Source organism: Streptomyces sp. NPDC046261 (assembly GCF_040646235.1).
Lineage (GTDB): Bacteria > Actinomycetota > Actinomycetes > Streptomycetales > Streptomycetaceae > Streptomyces.
Genome location: NZ_JBEYZU010000003.1, coordinates 503,870 through 519,060, shown reverse-complemented (window position 1 = coordinate 519,060; position 15,191 = coordinate 503,870). Strand labels below are relative to the sequence as shown.

General features: G+C 74.0%; 15 protein-coding genes. 10 read left to right on the top strand and 5 right to left on the bottom strand.

The window, feature by feature from the left end; translation table 11 throughout:
* Positions 1–12: 12 nt before the first annotated feature.
* The 4 genes from ABZ956_RS09150 to ABZ956_RS09135 all read left to right on the top strand — a co-directional run bounded on the left by ABZ956_RS09150 (position 13) and on the right by ABZ956_RS09135 (position 4,336).
* Complete coding sequence (locus tag ABZ956_RS09150; protein WP_361889215.1) at positions 13–552, top strand: hypothetical protein; 540 nt, start codon at positions 13–15, stop codon at positions 550–552.
* The gene (locus tag ABZ956_RS09145; protein ID WP_361889212.1) at positions 549–2,429 is read left to right on the top strand and encodes an ABC transporter ATP-binding protein; all 1,881 of its coding nucleotides are present in this window, start codon (positions 549–551) and stop codon (positions 2,427–2,429) included. The genes ABZ956_RS09150 and ABZ956_RS09145 overlap by 4 nt, the downstream gene beginning before the upstream one ends.
* Entirely contained in the window at positions 2,426–3,064 is a 639-nt protein-coding gene (locus ABZ956_RS09140) for a S26 family signal peptidase (protein ID WP_361889210.1), read from the top strand. Before ABZ956_RS09145 ends, ABZ956_RS09140 begins: the two co-directional genes overlap by 4 nt.
* A 156-nt stretch (positions 3,065–3,220) precedes the next feature.
* A complete protein-coding gene (locus ABZ956_RS09135; protein ID WP_361889207.1) occupies positions 3,221–4,336 on the top strand; it encodes a dispase autolysis-inducing protein in 1,116 nt (371 codons plus the stop codon).
* A gap of 21 nt (positions 4,337–4,357) precedes the next feature.
* Here ABZ956_RS09135 and ABZ956_RS09130 read toward each other — a convergent pair whose 3' ends face one another.
* Positions 4,358–4,684: a putative quinol monooxygenase gene (locus ABZ956_RS09130; protein ID WP_071963122.1), complete on the bottom strand. Its 327-nt coding sequence runs from the start codon at positions 4,682–4,684 to the stop codon at positions 4,358–4,360.
* Between the two features lie 154 nt (positions 4,685–4,838).
* Entirely contained in the window at positions 4,839–5,753 is a 915-nt protein-coding gene (locus tag ABZ956_RS09125) for a LysR substrate-binding domain-containing protein (protein ID WP_361889204.1), read from the bottom strand.
* Between the two features lie 95 nt (positions 5,754–5,848).
* Between ABZ956_RS09125 and tdh the strand changes: the two genes are divergently transcribed.
* Both tdh and ABZ956_RS09115 read left to right on the top strand, forming a co-directional pair.
* A complete protein-coding gene (gene tdh, locus ABZ956_RS09120; RefSeq protein WP_361889201.1) occupies positions 5,849–6,889 on the top strand; it encodes an L-threonine 3-dehydrogenase in 1,041 nt (346 codons plus the stop codon).
* A 28-nt stretch (positions 6,890–6,917) separates the two neighbouring features.
* Positions 6,918–8,099, top strand: a complete 1,182-nt coding sequence (locus ABZ956_RS09115) for a glycine C-acetyltransferase (RefSeq protein ID WP_361889198.1) — start codon at positions 6,918–6,920, stop codon at positions 8,097–8,099.
* A 101-nt stretch (positions 8,100–8,200) separates the two neighbouring features.
* Here the strand turns inward: ABZ956_RS09115 and ABZ956_RS09110 are convergent, their stop codons facing one another.
* On the bottom strand, positions 8,201–8,728 hold the full coding sequence (locus tag ABZ956_RS09110) for a heme-binding protein (RefSeq protein ID WP_361889195.1): 528 nt from the start codon (positions 8,726–8,728) through the stop codon (positions 8,201–8,203).
* Positions 8,729–8,979: 251 nt separating this feature from the next.
* Here ABZ956_RS09110 and ABZ956_RS09105 point away from each other — a divergent pair, with 251 nt between their 5' ends.
* Entirely contained in the window at positions 8,980–10,221 is a 1,242-nt protein-coding gene (locus tag ABZ956_RS09105; protein WP_361889193.1) for a sensor histidine kinase, read from the top strand.
* Positions 10,218–10,862, top strand: coding sequence for a response regulator transcription factor (locus ABZ956_RS09100; RefSeq protein WP_361889190.1), 645 nt, complete (start codon positions 10,218–10,220; stop codon positions 10,860–10,862). Before ABZ956_RS09105 ends, ABZ956_RS09100 begins: the two co-directional genes overlap by 4 nt.
* A gap of 366 nt (positions 10,863–11,228) precedes the next feature.
* Here the strand turns inward: ABZ956_RS09100 and ABZ956_RS09095 are convergent, their stop codons facing one another.
* Together ABZ956_RS09095 and ABZ956_RS09090 are read right to left on the bottom strand one after the other, a co-directional pair.
* Positions 11,229–12,254 carry a DUF998 domain-containing protein gene (locus ABZ956_RS09095; RefSeq protein WP_361889187.1) on the bottom strand — a complete coding sequence of 342 codons (1,026 nt, stop codon included), beginning with the start codon at positions 12,252–12,254 and terminating at the stop codon, positions 11,229–11,231.
* Positions 12,255–12,398: 144 nt separating this feature from the next.
* Positions 12,399–13,643, bottom strand: coding sequence for a DUF418 domain-containing protein (locus ABZ956_RS09090; protein WP_361889184.1), 1,245 nt, complete (start codon positions 13,641–13,643; stop codon positions 12,399–12,401).
* 327 nt (positions 13,644–13,970) lie between these two features.
* Here ABZ956_RS09090 and ABZ956_RS09085 point away from each other — a divergent pair, with 327 nt between their 5' ends.
* Positions 13,971–14,354: a hypothetical protein gene (locus ABZ956_RS09085; protein ID WP_361889181.1), complete on the top strand. Its 384-nt coding sequence runs from the start codon at positions 13,971–13,973 to the stop codon at positions 14,352–14,354.
* Positions 14,351–15,169, top strand: coding sequence for a transcriptional regulator (locus ABZ956_RS09080; protein ID WP_361889178.1), 819 nt, complete (start codon positions 14,351–14,353; stop codon positions 15,167–15,169). The genes ABZ956_RS09085 and ABZ956_RS09080 overlap by 4 nt, the downstream gene beginning before the upstream one ends.
* The last annotated feature ends 22 nt before the right edge of the window (positions 15,170–15,191 follow it).

Genomic DNA, 15,191 nt, shown 5'->3' with positions numbered 1-15,191 from the left:
ACGGAGACTGCCGTGTCCCTCGTGATCGCCGCGCTCGTCCTGGTCGGGGTCCTGTGCTCGCTGGACCTCCTTCTCACCGTCGGCGTCATCAAACGGCTCCGGGAGCACACGGAATTACTGTCCCGCAAGGGTGACCAGCCGTCCCTGGCCACCGGCGAGGAGGTCGGGCCGTTCGCCGTGACGTCGGTGGACGGCGAGGCGGTGAGCGACCGGGCGATCGACACCGAGACGGTGGTCGCGTTCTTCTCCACCACCTGCGGGCCCTGCAAGGAGAAGCTGCCGAAGTTCGTGGAGTACGCCCGGTCGGTGCCGGGCGGGCGCGCCCGGGTCATCGCCACGGTCATCGGCGAGGGCGACGAGGTCGCTCCCATGGTCGCGGCCCTGCGCCCGGTGGCCCGGGTGACGACCGAGGACGCGAGCGGGGTGATGGGGGAAGCCTTCAAAGTGATGGCCTATCCCGTGGTGCTGAAGGTCAACCGGACCACGGACGGCCGCCTGCTCGTCATGGCCGACCAGGTCGACGTGGACCGGCCCGCCGTCGCCTCCGTATGAGCGGGGGCGAGGCCGAGGGCACAACCACGACCGCGCGGCGCCGGGCCCTGATCGCGGGGCGGCTGGTCGCCCGGGCCGCGCCCGGCACGCTGGTGCTGTACGCGGTGCCGGCCCTGGCCACCGGTGTGCTGCCGGTGGCCACGGCCTGGTCGACCAAGCTCGTCATCGACCGGATCGTCGCCGGGGGCGGCCGGGCGCAGCTGCTGCTGCCCGCCCTCGCGCTGGTGGTCACCGGGGTGGTCGCGGGCGTCGCCCCGCACCTCGTGCGGTATCTGCGCACGGAGCTGGACCGCCGGGTCGGGCTGTACGCCCAGGACCGGCTGTTCACCGCCGTGGACGGCTTCGTGGGGCTGGGGCGGTTCGAGAACCCGCACTTTCTGGACCGGCTGCGGCTGGCCCAGCAGACCGACGTCGCCTCGCCGGCGGCCGGCCAGGCCGTGGACGGCGCGCTCGGCGTCCTGCGGTCCGCCTTCACCATCGGGGGGTTCGTCGGCACCCTGTCCCTGATCAGCCCGGTGATGACGGCGCTGGTGCTGGTCGCCGGCGCCCCGACGCTCCTCGCCGAGATCGCGCTGTCGCGGCGGCGGGCCCGTACGATCTGGGACATCGGCCCGGCCGAGCGGCGGGAGTTCTTCTACCAGGGGCTGCTCACCAGCGTGGAGGCCGCCAAGGAGATCCGCCTCTTCGGCACCGGCGCCTTCCTGCGCGCTCGCATGCTGGCCGACCGGCGCACCGCCAACGCCGCGCGCCGGGCCATGGACCTGCGCGAGGTGCGGGTGCAGGCCGGGCTCGGGCTGCTGGCCGCCGTGGTGTCGGGCGCGGGGCTGCTGTGGGCGGTCGGCGCCGCGCGCACCGGCGGGCTGACCCCGGGCGACGTCGCGGTCTTCATCGCCGCCGTGGTCGGCGTGCAGGGGGCGCTCACCGCGCTGGCGAACGACGTGGCCGGCGTGCACCAGGCCCTGCTGCTCTTCGACCACTACGTGGCCGTCGTCGAGGCCGGCCCCGAACTGCCCACGCCCACCAGGCCCGTCCCGCTGCCCCCGCTGCGCCGCGGCATCGAACTGCGGGACGTGTGGTTCCGCTACTCCCCCGACCATCCCTGGGTGCTGCGGGGCGTGGACCTCTTCCTCCCCTACGGCACCTCGGTCGGTCTGGTCGGGTTGAACGGCTCGGGCAAGTCCACGCTGGTCAAGCTGTTGTGCCGGTTCTACGACCCCACGCGCGGGGCGATCCTGTGGGACGGCGTGGACATCCGTGACGCCGACGTCGCGGACCTGCGCGGCCGCATCAGCGCGGTGTTCCAGGACTACATGGACTACGACATGACGGCGGCCGAGAACATCGCCCAGGGCGATCTCGGTGCCCTCGGCGACGAGGGGCGGATCCGGGCCGCGGCGGTCCGGGCCGGCATCCACGACAAGCTGGCCGCCCTTCCCCAGGGCTACGACACCCTCCTGTCGCGGATGTTCTTCATGGAGTCCGACAAGGACGACCCCACGACGGGGGTCATGCTCTCGGGCGGTCAGTGCCAACGGCTCGCGCTGGCCCGCGCGTTCGTCCGCGACCGGCGTGACCTGATGATCCTGGACGAGCCGTCGGCCGGGCTCGACGCCTCGGCCGAGTACGAGATCCACAGCTCGCTGCGGCGTTACCGGGCCGGGCGGACCAGCCTGCTCGTCTCGCACCGGCTGGGAGCGCTGCGCGACGTCGACCGCATCGTCGTGCTGTCCCAGGGACGCGTCGCCGAACAGGGCGGGCACGACGGGCTGATGGCGTCCGGCGGACTCTACGCGCGGCTGTTCACCCTGCAGGCGTCGGGCTACCGGGCCGGGTCGGAGCCCGGCGGCGCCCCCTCGGAACTCAAGGACGTGCGATGACCTCTGACATCACGCCGGATGCCGCCGCACTGCGGGCCGAGACCGCCTTGGACCGGGCCCGGCACCGCTCCCACCGGTCGCTGCTGGTGCGGCTGGCGCTGCTGGCCGCCGCGGCGCTGCTGGGGGGCGCCTCGGTCGCCCTGTTCCTGGCCGGGGCGCCGGCCGGCGGCGCGCTGTGCGCCGCGGGGGCCCTGCTGACGGGGCTCGGCGTGCTGCTGGCCGTGGCCGTCGGGCGCAGGCTCGTCGCGGTGACGGTCGACGGACGGAGCATGGAACCGGCCTACCGCGACGGCGACCGCGTACTCGTACGCCGTGGCGCTCCCGCCGCGGTGGGAGAGGTGGTGGTCGTCGAACGGCCGCCGTTCGCCTCGCCGTGGTACGAGCCGCCGCTGTCCCGGCAGGCCGGGGCCGGGGCGATCTACGCACGGCAGTGGGTCATCAAGCGGGTGGCGGCGCTGCCGGGCGACCCCGTACCGCCGGACACCCTGCCCGGGGCAGCGGGCGAGCCCGGCGCGCGCGTGCCGGCGGGCATGGTCGTGCTGCTGGGCGACAACGCGGAGCACAGCTACGACTCCCGGCAGGTCGGCTGTTTCCCGGCCGAGCGCGTCCTGGGCGCGGTGCTGCGCACGTTCTGATGAATATGCGCAGAAAGCACGGCCTTGCGGGACTTCTTGCGTCAAGCGCGTTTCCGGACAGCAGGATTGGCGCCGGATCGCATTCCGCGCCGGATGCCGACCGCGTAGAACATGATCGTCGATGACCTCGTGTCAGTGCCCCACAAGGGAGAGATCATGAAGCGGACCGGTTCGGCCGTCACCGCGGCAGCCGCTGCCTTCGTCCTTGCCCAGTCGCCCTCCGCCGTCGCGGCCGACGCCCCGGCCTGGACCGTGCCGACCTGCGCCCGCGTCACCGGCGACGGCGCCGTCACCTACACCACCGACGACGGTGCGAGCCTGGCCCCCACGACCGGGACCCTGAAGCCGGTCAGCTACACCCATGGGCTGGTCGCCCTGGACACGCCCGACACCCTGCTGGCCACCCGCAACAGTGAACTGCAGCGCTCGACGGACGCGGGCTGCACCTGGACCCGCGTCGCGACGCTGGGCAGCGGCTCCACGCGGCTGACCGCGGCCCCCGGCGGGCGCGCCTTCGCCTGGGAGATGAGCGGCGGCTACCTCGCCCGGGTGGACGGCAGGACCGTCACCCGGCTGACCGCTCCCACGGCGAACATCGTGGGGGTGGGCACCGACCGGGCGCGGCCGGGCCATGTGCGCCTCGCCGGCGGCGACGGCCAGTTGTTCGACTCGACGGACGGCGGGGCGAGCTGGCGGGCGGTCGGCATCCGGGCCTTCGGCGGCGGGACGGCCGTGTACTCCGTGGCCTTCGACCCGGCCGACCCGGACCACGCCGTCGCGGGCGGCATGGCACGCGGCGGGGCGGTGACCACCGACGGCGGCGCCACGTGGACGTCGTCCACCGGCCTGTCGGGGACCGCGGGCGGCGCGGCGAACCTCTTCCAGGCGGCCGTCTCGCCCGCGGACCCCTCGGTCGTCCACGCCCTGGGCATCGACCTGGTGGAGGCCGCGCCGGGCTCGGGCTCCGAGGGCCGCCACCTCTACCGTTCGACCGACGGCGGCCGCACCTTCGTCAAGACCGTCGACCACTCCCCGCGGACCAAGCTCACCAACGGCACCCTGCTGGCGCCGAGCCCCTCCGACGCGAACGTGCTCTACTTCGCGTACGGCACCTACTACCAGGACCACGGCACGGATCTGTTCCGCCTCGACGCGGCCACGGGCAAGGTCACCACGACGCACAACGCCTATGACGGCATCTCCGCCATCGCCTTCAACCCCGCCCGGCCGACGGTGCTGTACCTGGGCGTGGAGGAAGTGCGGGTCGACTGACGACGGCGGACGGGCGACGTCCTAGCCGCGCGGGGAGAGCTCCGCCATGGCCGACCAACCGGTGCCCGGCACCTCGACGTTGATGATCTGCGGGGTCTCGGCGATCACGTCGGGCATCCAGGCCATGGCGGTCTTGAAGTGCTCGGAGTTCACGTGCACCTCGCCCGCCTCGGCGGACTCGAAGGCCTCCACCAGGACGAACTGGTGGGGGTTGTCCACGCTGCGGGACCACTCGTAGAAGACGTTGCCCGGCTCGTCGCGGGTGGCCTGCGTGAAGTCCTGGACGAGGTCGAGCCACTCCTCGCTCCGCTCGGGGCGGACGGTGAACTTGACGACGATGAAGATCATGGATGCTCCAGGGAGATCGGGGTCCGGTTCCCGGGCGTGGCCGCGGCTCGGCGGCGGGCGGGCCGTGCCCGGGACGGGACCATCGTGCCCCGGGCGGCGCGGCCCCGCGAGCGAAGCCGTCGCCGATTCCGGCCCTGCCGGAAAACCGCGCCGTTCAGGCGGTGAGCGCGGCGGCCCGCTCGCGCAGCTCCGCGAGGGCGAGCCGCAGCAGGGGGTGCCCCTCGCTGCCGCGGCGCACGGCCGTGAAGACGCGCCGGGTGGGGCCCGGTCCGCGCACCGGCCGGACGGCGGGGGTCAGCGCGGGGCGGATGCCGTGCAGGGCGGAGCGTGGCACGAGGGCGACCCCCGCGCCCACCGAGACCAGGGCGCAGACGGCGGAGAAGTCGTCGGACAGGCACTCCACGCGGGGCTGGAAGCGGGCCTCCTCGCAGGCGCGCAGCACGGCCTCGTGCACGGGGTTGCCGGGCCAGGGGGTGATCCACAGGTCGTCGCGCAGGTCCGCGAGGTCCACTTCGGGCACGCCGGCCAGCCGGTGGCCGGGGGGCAGGACCGCGTCGAAGGGCTCCTCGTACAGGGGGGCGTACAGCAGCTGTCCGTCGCCGGGGGCGAGGGAGTCGCGGTGCTCGACGGCGACGGCGATGTCGACCTCGCCGTCGATGAGCAGGCGGGCGCTCGCGTGGCCCTCGGCGTCCTTGACCCGGACGCGCACCTGGGGCGCCCGTCGGCGCAGGGCGGCGACGGCCGGGGCGACGACCTCGGTGATGGACGTCGCGAACGCGGCCACGCTCACCTCGCCCACCAGGCCCGTGGAGCACGCGGCCAGGTCCGCCTCGGCCCGTTCGAGCTGCGCGGATATCTCGGTGGCGTGCCGGGCGAGGACGGTGCCGGCGGCGGTCAGCCGCACGGTGCGGCCACGGCGTTCGAGCAGGGCGTGCCCGGTCTCCGCCTCCAGGGCGGCCAGCTGCTGGGAGACCGCCGAGGGCGAGAGGTAGAGGGCGCCGGCGGCCGCGGTGACGGTGCCGTGGTCGGCGAGGGCGCGCAGGACGCGCAGGCGGCGGGGATCGATCACCGGTCCACTATCGCAGATCGTTAAGCGGGACTTCACAGCCGATCTCGAAAAATGTTGATGGACTTCACAGCGGTCAGGCCGCACAGTGATCCCTCATGAGGGCATTGGTAAAGACCACCGCTGGACCCGGTCTCGAGCTGACCGAGGTGCCGACCCCCGAGGCCGGCGCCGGACAGGTCCTGATCAAGGTGCTGCGCACGGGCATCTGCGGGACCGACCTGCACATCGACAGCTGGGACGACTGGGCGGCCCGTGTGGTCCGCGCCCCCCTCGTGCTCGGCCACGAGTTCGCCGGCGAGGTCGTGGCGACGGGCCCGGGCGTCACCGGCGTGAAGGTCGGCGACACGGTCAGCGGCGAGGGCCACCTGGTCTGCGGCACGTGCCGCAACTGCATGGCCGGCCGCCGCCACCTGTGCATCCGCACGATCGGCCTCGGCGTCCACACCGACGGTGCCTTCGCCGAGTACGTGGTCCTGCCCGAGTCGAACGTCTGGGTGCACCGGCACGAGATCGACATCGACGTCGCCGCCATATTCGACCCGTTCGGCAACGCCGTGCACACGGCCCTCTCCTTCCCCGTCCTCAACGAGGACGTGCTGATCACCGGCGCCGGCCCCATCGGCATGATGGCCGCGGCCGTCGCCGAGCACGCCGGGGCGCGCTCCACCGTCATCACCGACGTCAGCCCGTACCGGCTGGCCCTGGCGCAGAAGATGGGCGCCACCGTCGCCCTCGACGTCAGCAGCCGGCGCATCGCCGACGTCATGCCGGAGCTCGGCATGACCGAGGGCTTCGACATCGGCATGGAGATGTCCGGCCGCGCCGACGCCCTCCAGGACATGATCGCCACCATGTCCCCCGGCGGCCGCATCGCCGCCCTCGGCCTGCCCACCGGCGACGTGAGCATCGACATGGCCACCGTCGTGACCCGCATGCTGACCCTGCGCGGCATCTACGGCCGCGAGATGTACGAGACCTGGTACGCGATGTCCGTGCTGCTCCGCAGCGGCCTGGACATCTCCCCGGTGATAACGCACCGGTTCGGGTTCGAGCAGCACGCCGAGGCGTTCGCCACCGCCCGTTCCGGCCAGTGCGGGAAGGTCGTCATCGACTGGACCCGGCCGACCGCCCCCTGACGCAGCCCACACGACGAGGAGTCACCCCGTGTTCGACAGCATGCGCGAGCACCTGCGCACCGAGCTGCAGGACATCCGCGACGCCGGCCTGTACAAGTCCGAGCGTGTGATCACCAGCCCGCAGTCCGCCGCGATCAGCGTCGGCGAGGGCAAGGTGCTGAACTTCTGCGCCAACAACTACCTCGACCTCGCCGACCACCCCGAGGTCATCGCCGCCGCCAAGAAGGCCCTGGACGACTGGGGCTTCGGCATGGCCTCCGTCCGGTTCATCTGCGGCACCCAGGCGCCGCACAAGGAGCTGGAGGAGAAGATCTCCCGGTTCCTCGGCATGGAGGACACGATCCTCTACAGCTCCTGCTTCGACGCGAACGGCGGTGTCTTCGAGACGCTGCTGACCGCCGAGGACGCGGTGATCTCCGACGAGCTCAACCACGCGAGCATCATCGACGGCATCCGCCTGTCGAAGGCGGCCCGCTTCCGCTACCGCAACCGCGACATGGCCGACCTGGAGCGCTGCCTGAAGGACGCCTCCGGCGCGCGCCACAAGCTGATCGTCACCGACGGCGTGTTCTCCATGGACGGCTACATCGCGCCCCTGGACGAGATCTGCGACCTGGCCGAGCGCTACGGCGCCCTGGTGATGGTCGACGACTCGCACGCCGTCGGCTTCGTCGGCGAGGAGGGCCGCGGCACCCCCGAGCTGTTCGGCGTGACCGAGCGGGTCGACATCATCACCGGCACCCTCGGCAAGGCGCTCGGCGGCGCCAGCGGCGGCTACGTCGCGGCCCGCGCCGAGATCGTCGAGCTGCTGCGCCAGCGCTCGCGCCCGTACCTGTTCTCCAACTCCCTGGCGCCGTCCATCGTCGGCGCCTCGCTGCGGGTGCTCGAGCTGCTGACCGAGTCCGGCGACCGCCGGGCACGGCTGCGGGAGAACACCAAGCTCTTCCGCGCGGAGATGACCGCCGCGGGCTTCGACATCCTGCCGGGCGAGCACGCGATCGCCCCGGTGATGGTCGGTGACGCCGCGCTGGCCGCCCGGATGGCCGCGGCGCTGCTGGAGAAGGGCATCTACGTGATCGCCTTCTCCTACCCCGTCGTGCCCAAGGGCAAGGCGCGCATCCGCGTCCAGCTGTCCGCCGCGCACTCGCGCGAGGACGTCCTGCGCACGGTCGCGGCGTTCCGCGAGGTCCGCGACGCGCTCACGGCGTAGTCCTCAGCTCCGCTCACCGGTGCCCGGCGGCTGTCGAAGCCGCCGGGCACCGGTGCGTGCGGCGCCGAGTCGCCGTCTGCCCGGGCCGTGCGCCCCGGGCGTTACTTGCCGAGCTCGGCGACGCCCGCCCGGGCGTACTTCTCGTCAAGGTCCCCGCTCGGCGCGCCCGCCACGCCGATGCCGGCGACCGGGGCGCCCTGGGCCTGGACCGGGGCGCCGCCGGGCAGGAAGAGGGTGCCGGGGATGTCCTTCAGGTTCGGCGCCTGCTGCAGCCGCTTGACCAGCTCGGAGGTGGGGGCGTTCCAGGAGACCGCGGTGAAGGCCTTGCGCTCGGCGGACTCGTAGGACTGCGGGCCCGCGCCGTCGCCGCGCAGGGTCACCAGGGTGTTGCCGTTGCGGTCGACGACCGCGACGGACACCTTCTGACCGTCCTTCTTGGCGGCGGCGAGCGCCGCCTTCGCGGCCTCGGCCGCCGACTCCACCGTCAGGTGGGTGGTCTGGGTGAAGCCCTTGGGCGCGGGGGACGCGGCGGTAGCGGAGACGGCGCCGAAGGTGCCGGCGCCGATGACGGCGACCGCGGCGACGGTCAGGACCCGGGCGCGGACGGGGAACTTCTGCGGGCTCTTCATGGGGACTCCTTGGCCGGTGGGCTCACGGGACGAATGACGACGCCCGGAAGCCGGCGGGGAACCGCCGGCCGTGCGCCGTGGTTCCATCCTCGAAGCGCCCGCGCCCCGCTCCCGTCGTCGTTCCGGCTGCTCCCGGCGGGCAGGACGGCCGACCCCCCTGTCAACCGATCGGATGATGCGAAGGGGTCCGGGAGGGGTTAGGACGGGAAGACAGCACCGTTCCGGCAATTCGACAAGGAGAGGACCCGCCCGTGCACAGCCCCCCACCGCAGGCCGGGGAGGACCCGGCCGGGTCCCGCGAGCCCGGCGGCGACCCCGACGCGTGGTGGTTCGCCGCGATCCGGCATGCCGCGTTCTTCCTGCTCCTCGGCGCGTCCCTCGTCCGCTTCCTGCTCCGCCACCCCGGTGAGCCCCGCATCCCGTGGGTGGTCGCCCTGAGCGCCGTGCTGGCCGCGCTGTACGTGCTCGGTTCGGCGCTCGGCGACGCCGCCGTCGCCCGCCGGCGCCTGTGGCTCGGCGCGGTCGTCGCCGTCTGGGTCGTGCTGGTCGTGCTCGCGCCGAGCTTCGCGTGGTGCGCGATCCCTCTCGTCTACACGAGCCTGCACACGCTGCCGGTGCGGGCCGCGCTCGCCCTGATCGGCGTGCTGACCGTGTTCGTCGTGGCCGCGCAGATCAGCCTCTTCGGGTTCGACCCGAACCTCGTCGTCGCCCCGCCGACCGTCGCCGCGATGGCGACCGCCGTCTTCGTGCACATGCAGCGGCAGGCGTCCCGGCAGCGCGCGCTGATCGACGACCTGCTGCGCACCCGCCGCGAACTGGCCGCGACCGAGCGGCGCGAGGGCACGCTCGCCGAGCGGCAGCGGCTGTCGATGGAGATCCACGACACCCTGGCCCAGGGGCTGTCCAGCCAGCAGATGCTGCTGCAGGCCGCCGACCGGGTCTGGGACGCCGACCCGCTCACTGCCCGCGCCCACGTGCGGACCGCCGTGGACGTCGCCGCCCGCGGCCTGGCCGAGGCCCGCCGCTTCGTCCACGACCTGGCGCCGCCGGACCTGGACCGCGGCGTGCCGCTGGCCGAGGCCCTGCGCGCCCTGGCCGGGCGGGAGTCGACCGGCACTCTCACCGTGCGCTTCCACCTGGAGGGGCCGCCCGTGGCGCTGCCGGGCCGGGTGGAGTCGGCGCTGCTGCGCATCGCGCAGGGGGCGCTCGCCAATGTGCGCGAGCACGCCGGGGCGAGCACCGCGGCCCTCACCCTCACCTGCCTGGACGACCACGTCGTGCTCGACATCGCCGACGACGGGCGGGGCTTCGACATCGCCGCCACCCGGCCGGGTGAGGGCGGGCGCGGGCACGGCCTGCCCGCCATGCGCGCCCGCGTCCTGGCGGTCGGCGGCCGGCTGAGCGTGGAATCGGCGCCCGGCGAAGGCACCGTCGTCTCCGCGTCCGTCCCCCTGCGCCCCTCCCCCACTTCTCCCTCCTCGGAGCTCCGGTGAACACCACCCCTGTACGTTTGCTGCTGTGCGACGACCACGCCGTCGTACGGGCCGGGCTGCTGGCCCTGCTCGCCAGCGAACCCGGCATCGAGGTCGTCGGCGAGGCCGGCACCGGCGAGGCGGCGGTCGCGCTGGCCGCGAAGCTGAAGCCCGACGTGGTCCTGATGGACCTTCAGCTCGGGCCGGGCATCGGCGGCGTGGAGGCCACCCGCCGCATCGCCGCGGCGTCCGGCGGGACGACGCACGTGCTGGTCCTGACCACGTACGACACGGACGCGGACGTCACCCGCGCGATCGAGGCCGGGGCCACCGGCTATCTGCTGAAGGCCGAGCGCCCCGAGGAACTGTTCTCCGCCGTCCACGCCGCGGCCCAGGGGCGCACCGCCCTCTCGGCGCCGGTCGCCGGCCGGGTGATGGCCCACATGCGCGGCGCCCGCCCCGCGGCCGGCACGCTCACCGAGCGCGAGCGCGACATCCTGGGGCAGCTGGCGCGCGGCCTGGGCAACCGGGAGATCGCGCGGGCCCTGTTCATCAGCGAGGCCACGGTCAAGACCCACCTGGGCCGCATCTACGCCAAACTCGGAGTCGACACCCGCGCGGGCGCGGTCGCCGTGGCCAAGGAACAGCGCCTCCTGCCCTGACCGGGGGGCGGGGGGGCGTGGGCCCCGGGGGGCGGGGCGGGGGGCGCGGACCCCGGGCGCTGACCCTGGCGGGGGGGGGGACCTGGCCGCTGGCCCGGGGGCGCGGGGCCCGGGCGCGCGGGCCCTGGGCACTGACCCCGGGCGCTGACCCTGGCGGGGGGGGGACCTGGCCGCTGGCCCCGGGCCCCGGCCCTGGGCCCTGGCCCCGGCCGCTGACCTGGGCGCGGGCCCCGGCCCCGGCCGCTAGCCGCGGGCACGGGCCCCGGACCCTGGCCCCGGACGCTGGCCCCGGGCCCTTAGCGCTGGCCCCGCCCGCTGACTCCCGCCCCCTGACCCTGCGCGCCGACCCCGCGCGCCGTCCCCAGGTCACTTCCGAGCCGTCCCGACCCGCAGAGCGCTGCCGGCCTGGGCGGTCGCCCGGGCCGTTGCCCGGGTGGCGCATATCAGCAGCAGTACCGCGCCCGCGGCCAGTGCGGCGTTCGCCCCGTAGTCCGCTGCCTGTTTGGGCGCCGACTCCGGCGTGGTGAAGAAGCCGGTCCCCGCGTAGGCCAGCAACGCTCCTCCGGCGGCTGCGACCTGCTGCCGAGGGCCCCAGCCCGGCCTGCGGCACCAGCGGGTGCCGACCACGAGCGCGACGGCCGGCAGCGCGGCCGCCGCCAGGGCGCGCCACCAGCCCGGCACCTGCTCGGTCGCCGTGAAGAGGCTGCCCGCCGCCGACGCCGCGAGGCCGACCGCCCAGGGCCCCGGCGCCCCGGCACCCGAGGGGCGGAGCTCGTGAGGCCCTCGCGCCGCTCGCCGTCCGCGGCACAGGGCGACGGCGATCAGGGTCACCACCGCCACTGCTGTGCCGGCCAGTTGCCAGGGTGCGGCGACGAAGCGCTCCTCGAGATAGTGCCCGTAGGCCACCAGGGCCGAGCCCGCGACGAAGACCAGGCCGGTCACGACCAGTCCGGTGCGGCCCAGCCACGGCGACCGCGAGCGCCCCGGCACGAGGGCCTCGACGAGGACGATGGCGACGGTGGTGCTCCACACGGCGTGCATGGTCAGGACGGCGAGCGTCAGCCAGGCGCCCATGCCGAGCGCCGGTATGTAGGTGTCGCCCATCAGATCGTGCCCGGCGTAGAGGCGGTTGAAGAGCATCTGGTCGACGAGGCCCTCCTCGACCAGGGCGTACGCCAGTCCCAGCACCAGCATCGCCGACGGCCCGCGCCCCGCCCGCCGGGCCACTTCCCGGATGAGCAGCGCGCCGCCCCCGTACATGGGGGCGAGCAGGGGCAGCAGCAAGGCCATCTCGGACAGGGTGAGATTGCCCAGCAGGCACTCGCCGATCACGGGTGCCAGGGCGAACAGCCCCAGTGCGGGGGCGATACGGCGAAGCGCTGCGGTGCTCATGCGAGGAGTGTGGCCCGGCGGCACCGGCCGCCGGCAGCGCCGAAGGTCTACCGTGCGGCGACTATGGTCCAAGCTCCGCGAGCCGAAAGTCTGCGCGGGAGCGCACCGCGCCGCGCCGCGCCGCTCGGGCCGGCCTGGCCCGCCTCAGCGGCGCAGTGCCCACTTCTGCACCGCCTCCAGCGGCCCGTGGGAGAACCGTCGCAGCCACAGGCTGGAGGCGGCCATGAGGATCACGCACACCACGGCCCACAGGCCCATCACCCACCACGGGGTGAAGTCGCCGAACCGGGTGGCGAGTCCCAGGCCGATGCCGTACGCGGCCAGCATGCACAGCACGTTCTGGGCGACGTAGCAGGAGAGGGCGGTGCGGCCCACCGAGGTCAGGCCCGAGGTCACCAGTCCGCCGCCGCGCATCCGGTCCGTGAGCACGCCGATCAGGCCGATGTAGCCGAGCGCCACCACCGGGGCGGCCACGTAGCGGCCGAGCAGGTAGAAGTCGGCGCCGCCCAGGGCGGTGGCCACGTTGAGCGGCACGCCCAGGCCGAGTCCCCAGCCGAGCAGCCGGGCGCGGATGCGGCGCCCCTGGACGTCCGGGGCGAACGCGCCGGCGCGGTAGAGCCGTACGCCGAGGAGGAAGAGGAAGACCAGCAGCCCGAAGGAGAGGACCGGTTCCGTGCGCAGCACCACGGCGTTGTGGAGCCGGAAGGCGATCTGGTCGAGGTAGCCGCCGTGGGCGTAGAGGTCGACGACGCGGCGGCTGGGCTCGTCGCTGTCACCGGAGGGCGAGGCGAGCGATCCCAGAGTGATCAGTGACATGAGCGCCACGTGCAGGGCCGCCGCTCCCCACATCGCCCCTCGGCGGAACCAGTCGGAGCGGGTGAGCAGCCAGGCTACCAGCAGCGCGGTGACCGCGTAGCCCATGAGGACGTCCCAGGCGAAGACCAGGACGAAGTGCAGTGTGCCCTCGGCGAACAGGAACAGCGCCCGCCACCGGTACCGGCCCGGCCACGGCTGTCCGCGCTTGGCGGCGGAGTCGAACTGGATGGCCAGTCCGACGCCGAACAGGATGGTCAGCATGGCCAGGAACTTGCCGTCGGCGAGCAGCCGGAAGAGGGCTTCGGCCGCCGCCGGGAGGGACGGGCCGGACAGCAGGCCGTGCAGGGAGGCGCCTCCGGTGCCGGAGAGAATGCCCCATTCCGCGCCGGGGCCGGTGAAGATCCATACGTTGGTCATCAGCGTGCCGAGGATCGCCGCGCCCCGCAGCACGTCCAGGAGCGCGAGCCGTCCGCCGGCCCTGACCGCGCCGGTGACCTGCCCGGACGCCGGGCGGGGCGCGGGCGGCGGCGGGCTCCCCGGGGAGGGGACGGACGGCCGTGCGGTGTGCGACATCGCGTTCTCCAAGACTCGTCGTTCTTTTCATCGTCACCGCGCGGCGCGCGACGAGCCTCGTAGGCGGTGATGAATCCGCGCTACATCTTTCGATGTAGCGGGAGATCACTGGCAGCGGATGCCCTGGTGGCGTGACCCTCTTCGGCTGCCGTAAACCGCTGGATCCGGCCATTGACACGGCAGCACATGTGCCTAGGGGAAATGCCAAAACCCTCACCTCACACCACTGTTATCGATTACCTTCCGTCGCACAGGGCATGCCACTGGTGATCGCCACCCGTACGTAGACGCGGCGCGCGCTGCCGCCGCGCGGCTGGAGAGGATCGTGTGACCGGTATCGACGGGTGCTTAGCCGAGGCCATGACCATCCCCGGGGCGCGGGGCGCGAGTCTGGTGGACTGGACCAGCGGGCTCGCCCTGGGGGTGGCCGGTGAGGGACCGGAGGGCGACCATGAGGCCTCCGCCGCCGACGCCGCCGAACTGGCCCGGCTGGCCTTCGAGAACAGCGCGTTCACCCGCTCCACCCCCGACGCGGGACCGGTGGAGGACCTGATCGTCACGGCGCGCGGGAGCTACCACCTGATCCGCTTCGTGCAGACGGCCTTCGACAGCAGCGTCTTCCTCTACGTGTGGCTGGACCGTGCCGAGGCCAATCTCGCGGTGGCCCTGTTCCGGCTCAAGGACCTGACCGCCAGGCTGGTCGTGGCGTGAGCGCGGACCTGAACGGCCAGGACGACGCACGGGCGGCGGCGGGTCCCGGCGGCGGCACCCTGGCCCGGCTCGCCGCCGAGCGCGCCACGGGCGCCCTGCACGGCCGCGTCGGCGCGCTCTACCTCGCCGACGGCGCCGTGGTGCACGCCGAGAGTCCCGCCGTGCCCGACGTGGGGTGGCGGCTGACGGCCGGGGGCCGGCTCTCCCCCGAGTGCTGGGACGAGGCGGTGGAGGAGGGCGGTCCCGACTACCGCGCGGGCACCTTCCTCGTGGAGCACGGCCGGTTGAGCAGGGGCGAGCTGGAACTGTGCCATCTGAGCGCCCTGTTCGACGCCGCCTTCTTCGTCCTGTCCCCGCTCGACGCCACCCAGCGGGGGCCGGAGAGGTTCCTCAGTCAGGCCCGGCACTGGTTCGGTCCCGTCCGTCCGGTGCCCGTCCCCCTCCTGCAGCGGGAGGTGCGCCGCCGGCGGCGGCTGCTCGAACGGGCCTGGCCGTGGCCGGAGGTGGACGCCGCCCCGGTCGTGCCGGTCGCCGGCCCCGGCCCCCTTGCCCGGGCCGCCGGGCCGACGTGCGGGCGGCGGGCCGTCCTGGAGGCCGCGGACGGGGTGCGGACACCGCTGCAGATCGCCAGGGCACTGGGGCGTTCGGCGTTCGCCACCCTCCTCGACGTCCGGCGGCTGGCGGCCGCGGGGCTGGTGCGTACGCCGCAGGCGGGCGTGGCGCCGGCCCGCGCCCCGCTGCGCGCCGCCACCGCGGCCGCCGCTCCGGAGGTCTCCCTGCTCTACCGGATCCGCGACGCTTTGGAGGCCCTGTGACCCTGGAACGCCCCGTGACCGT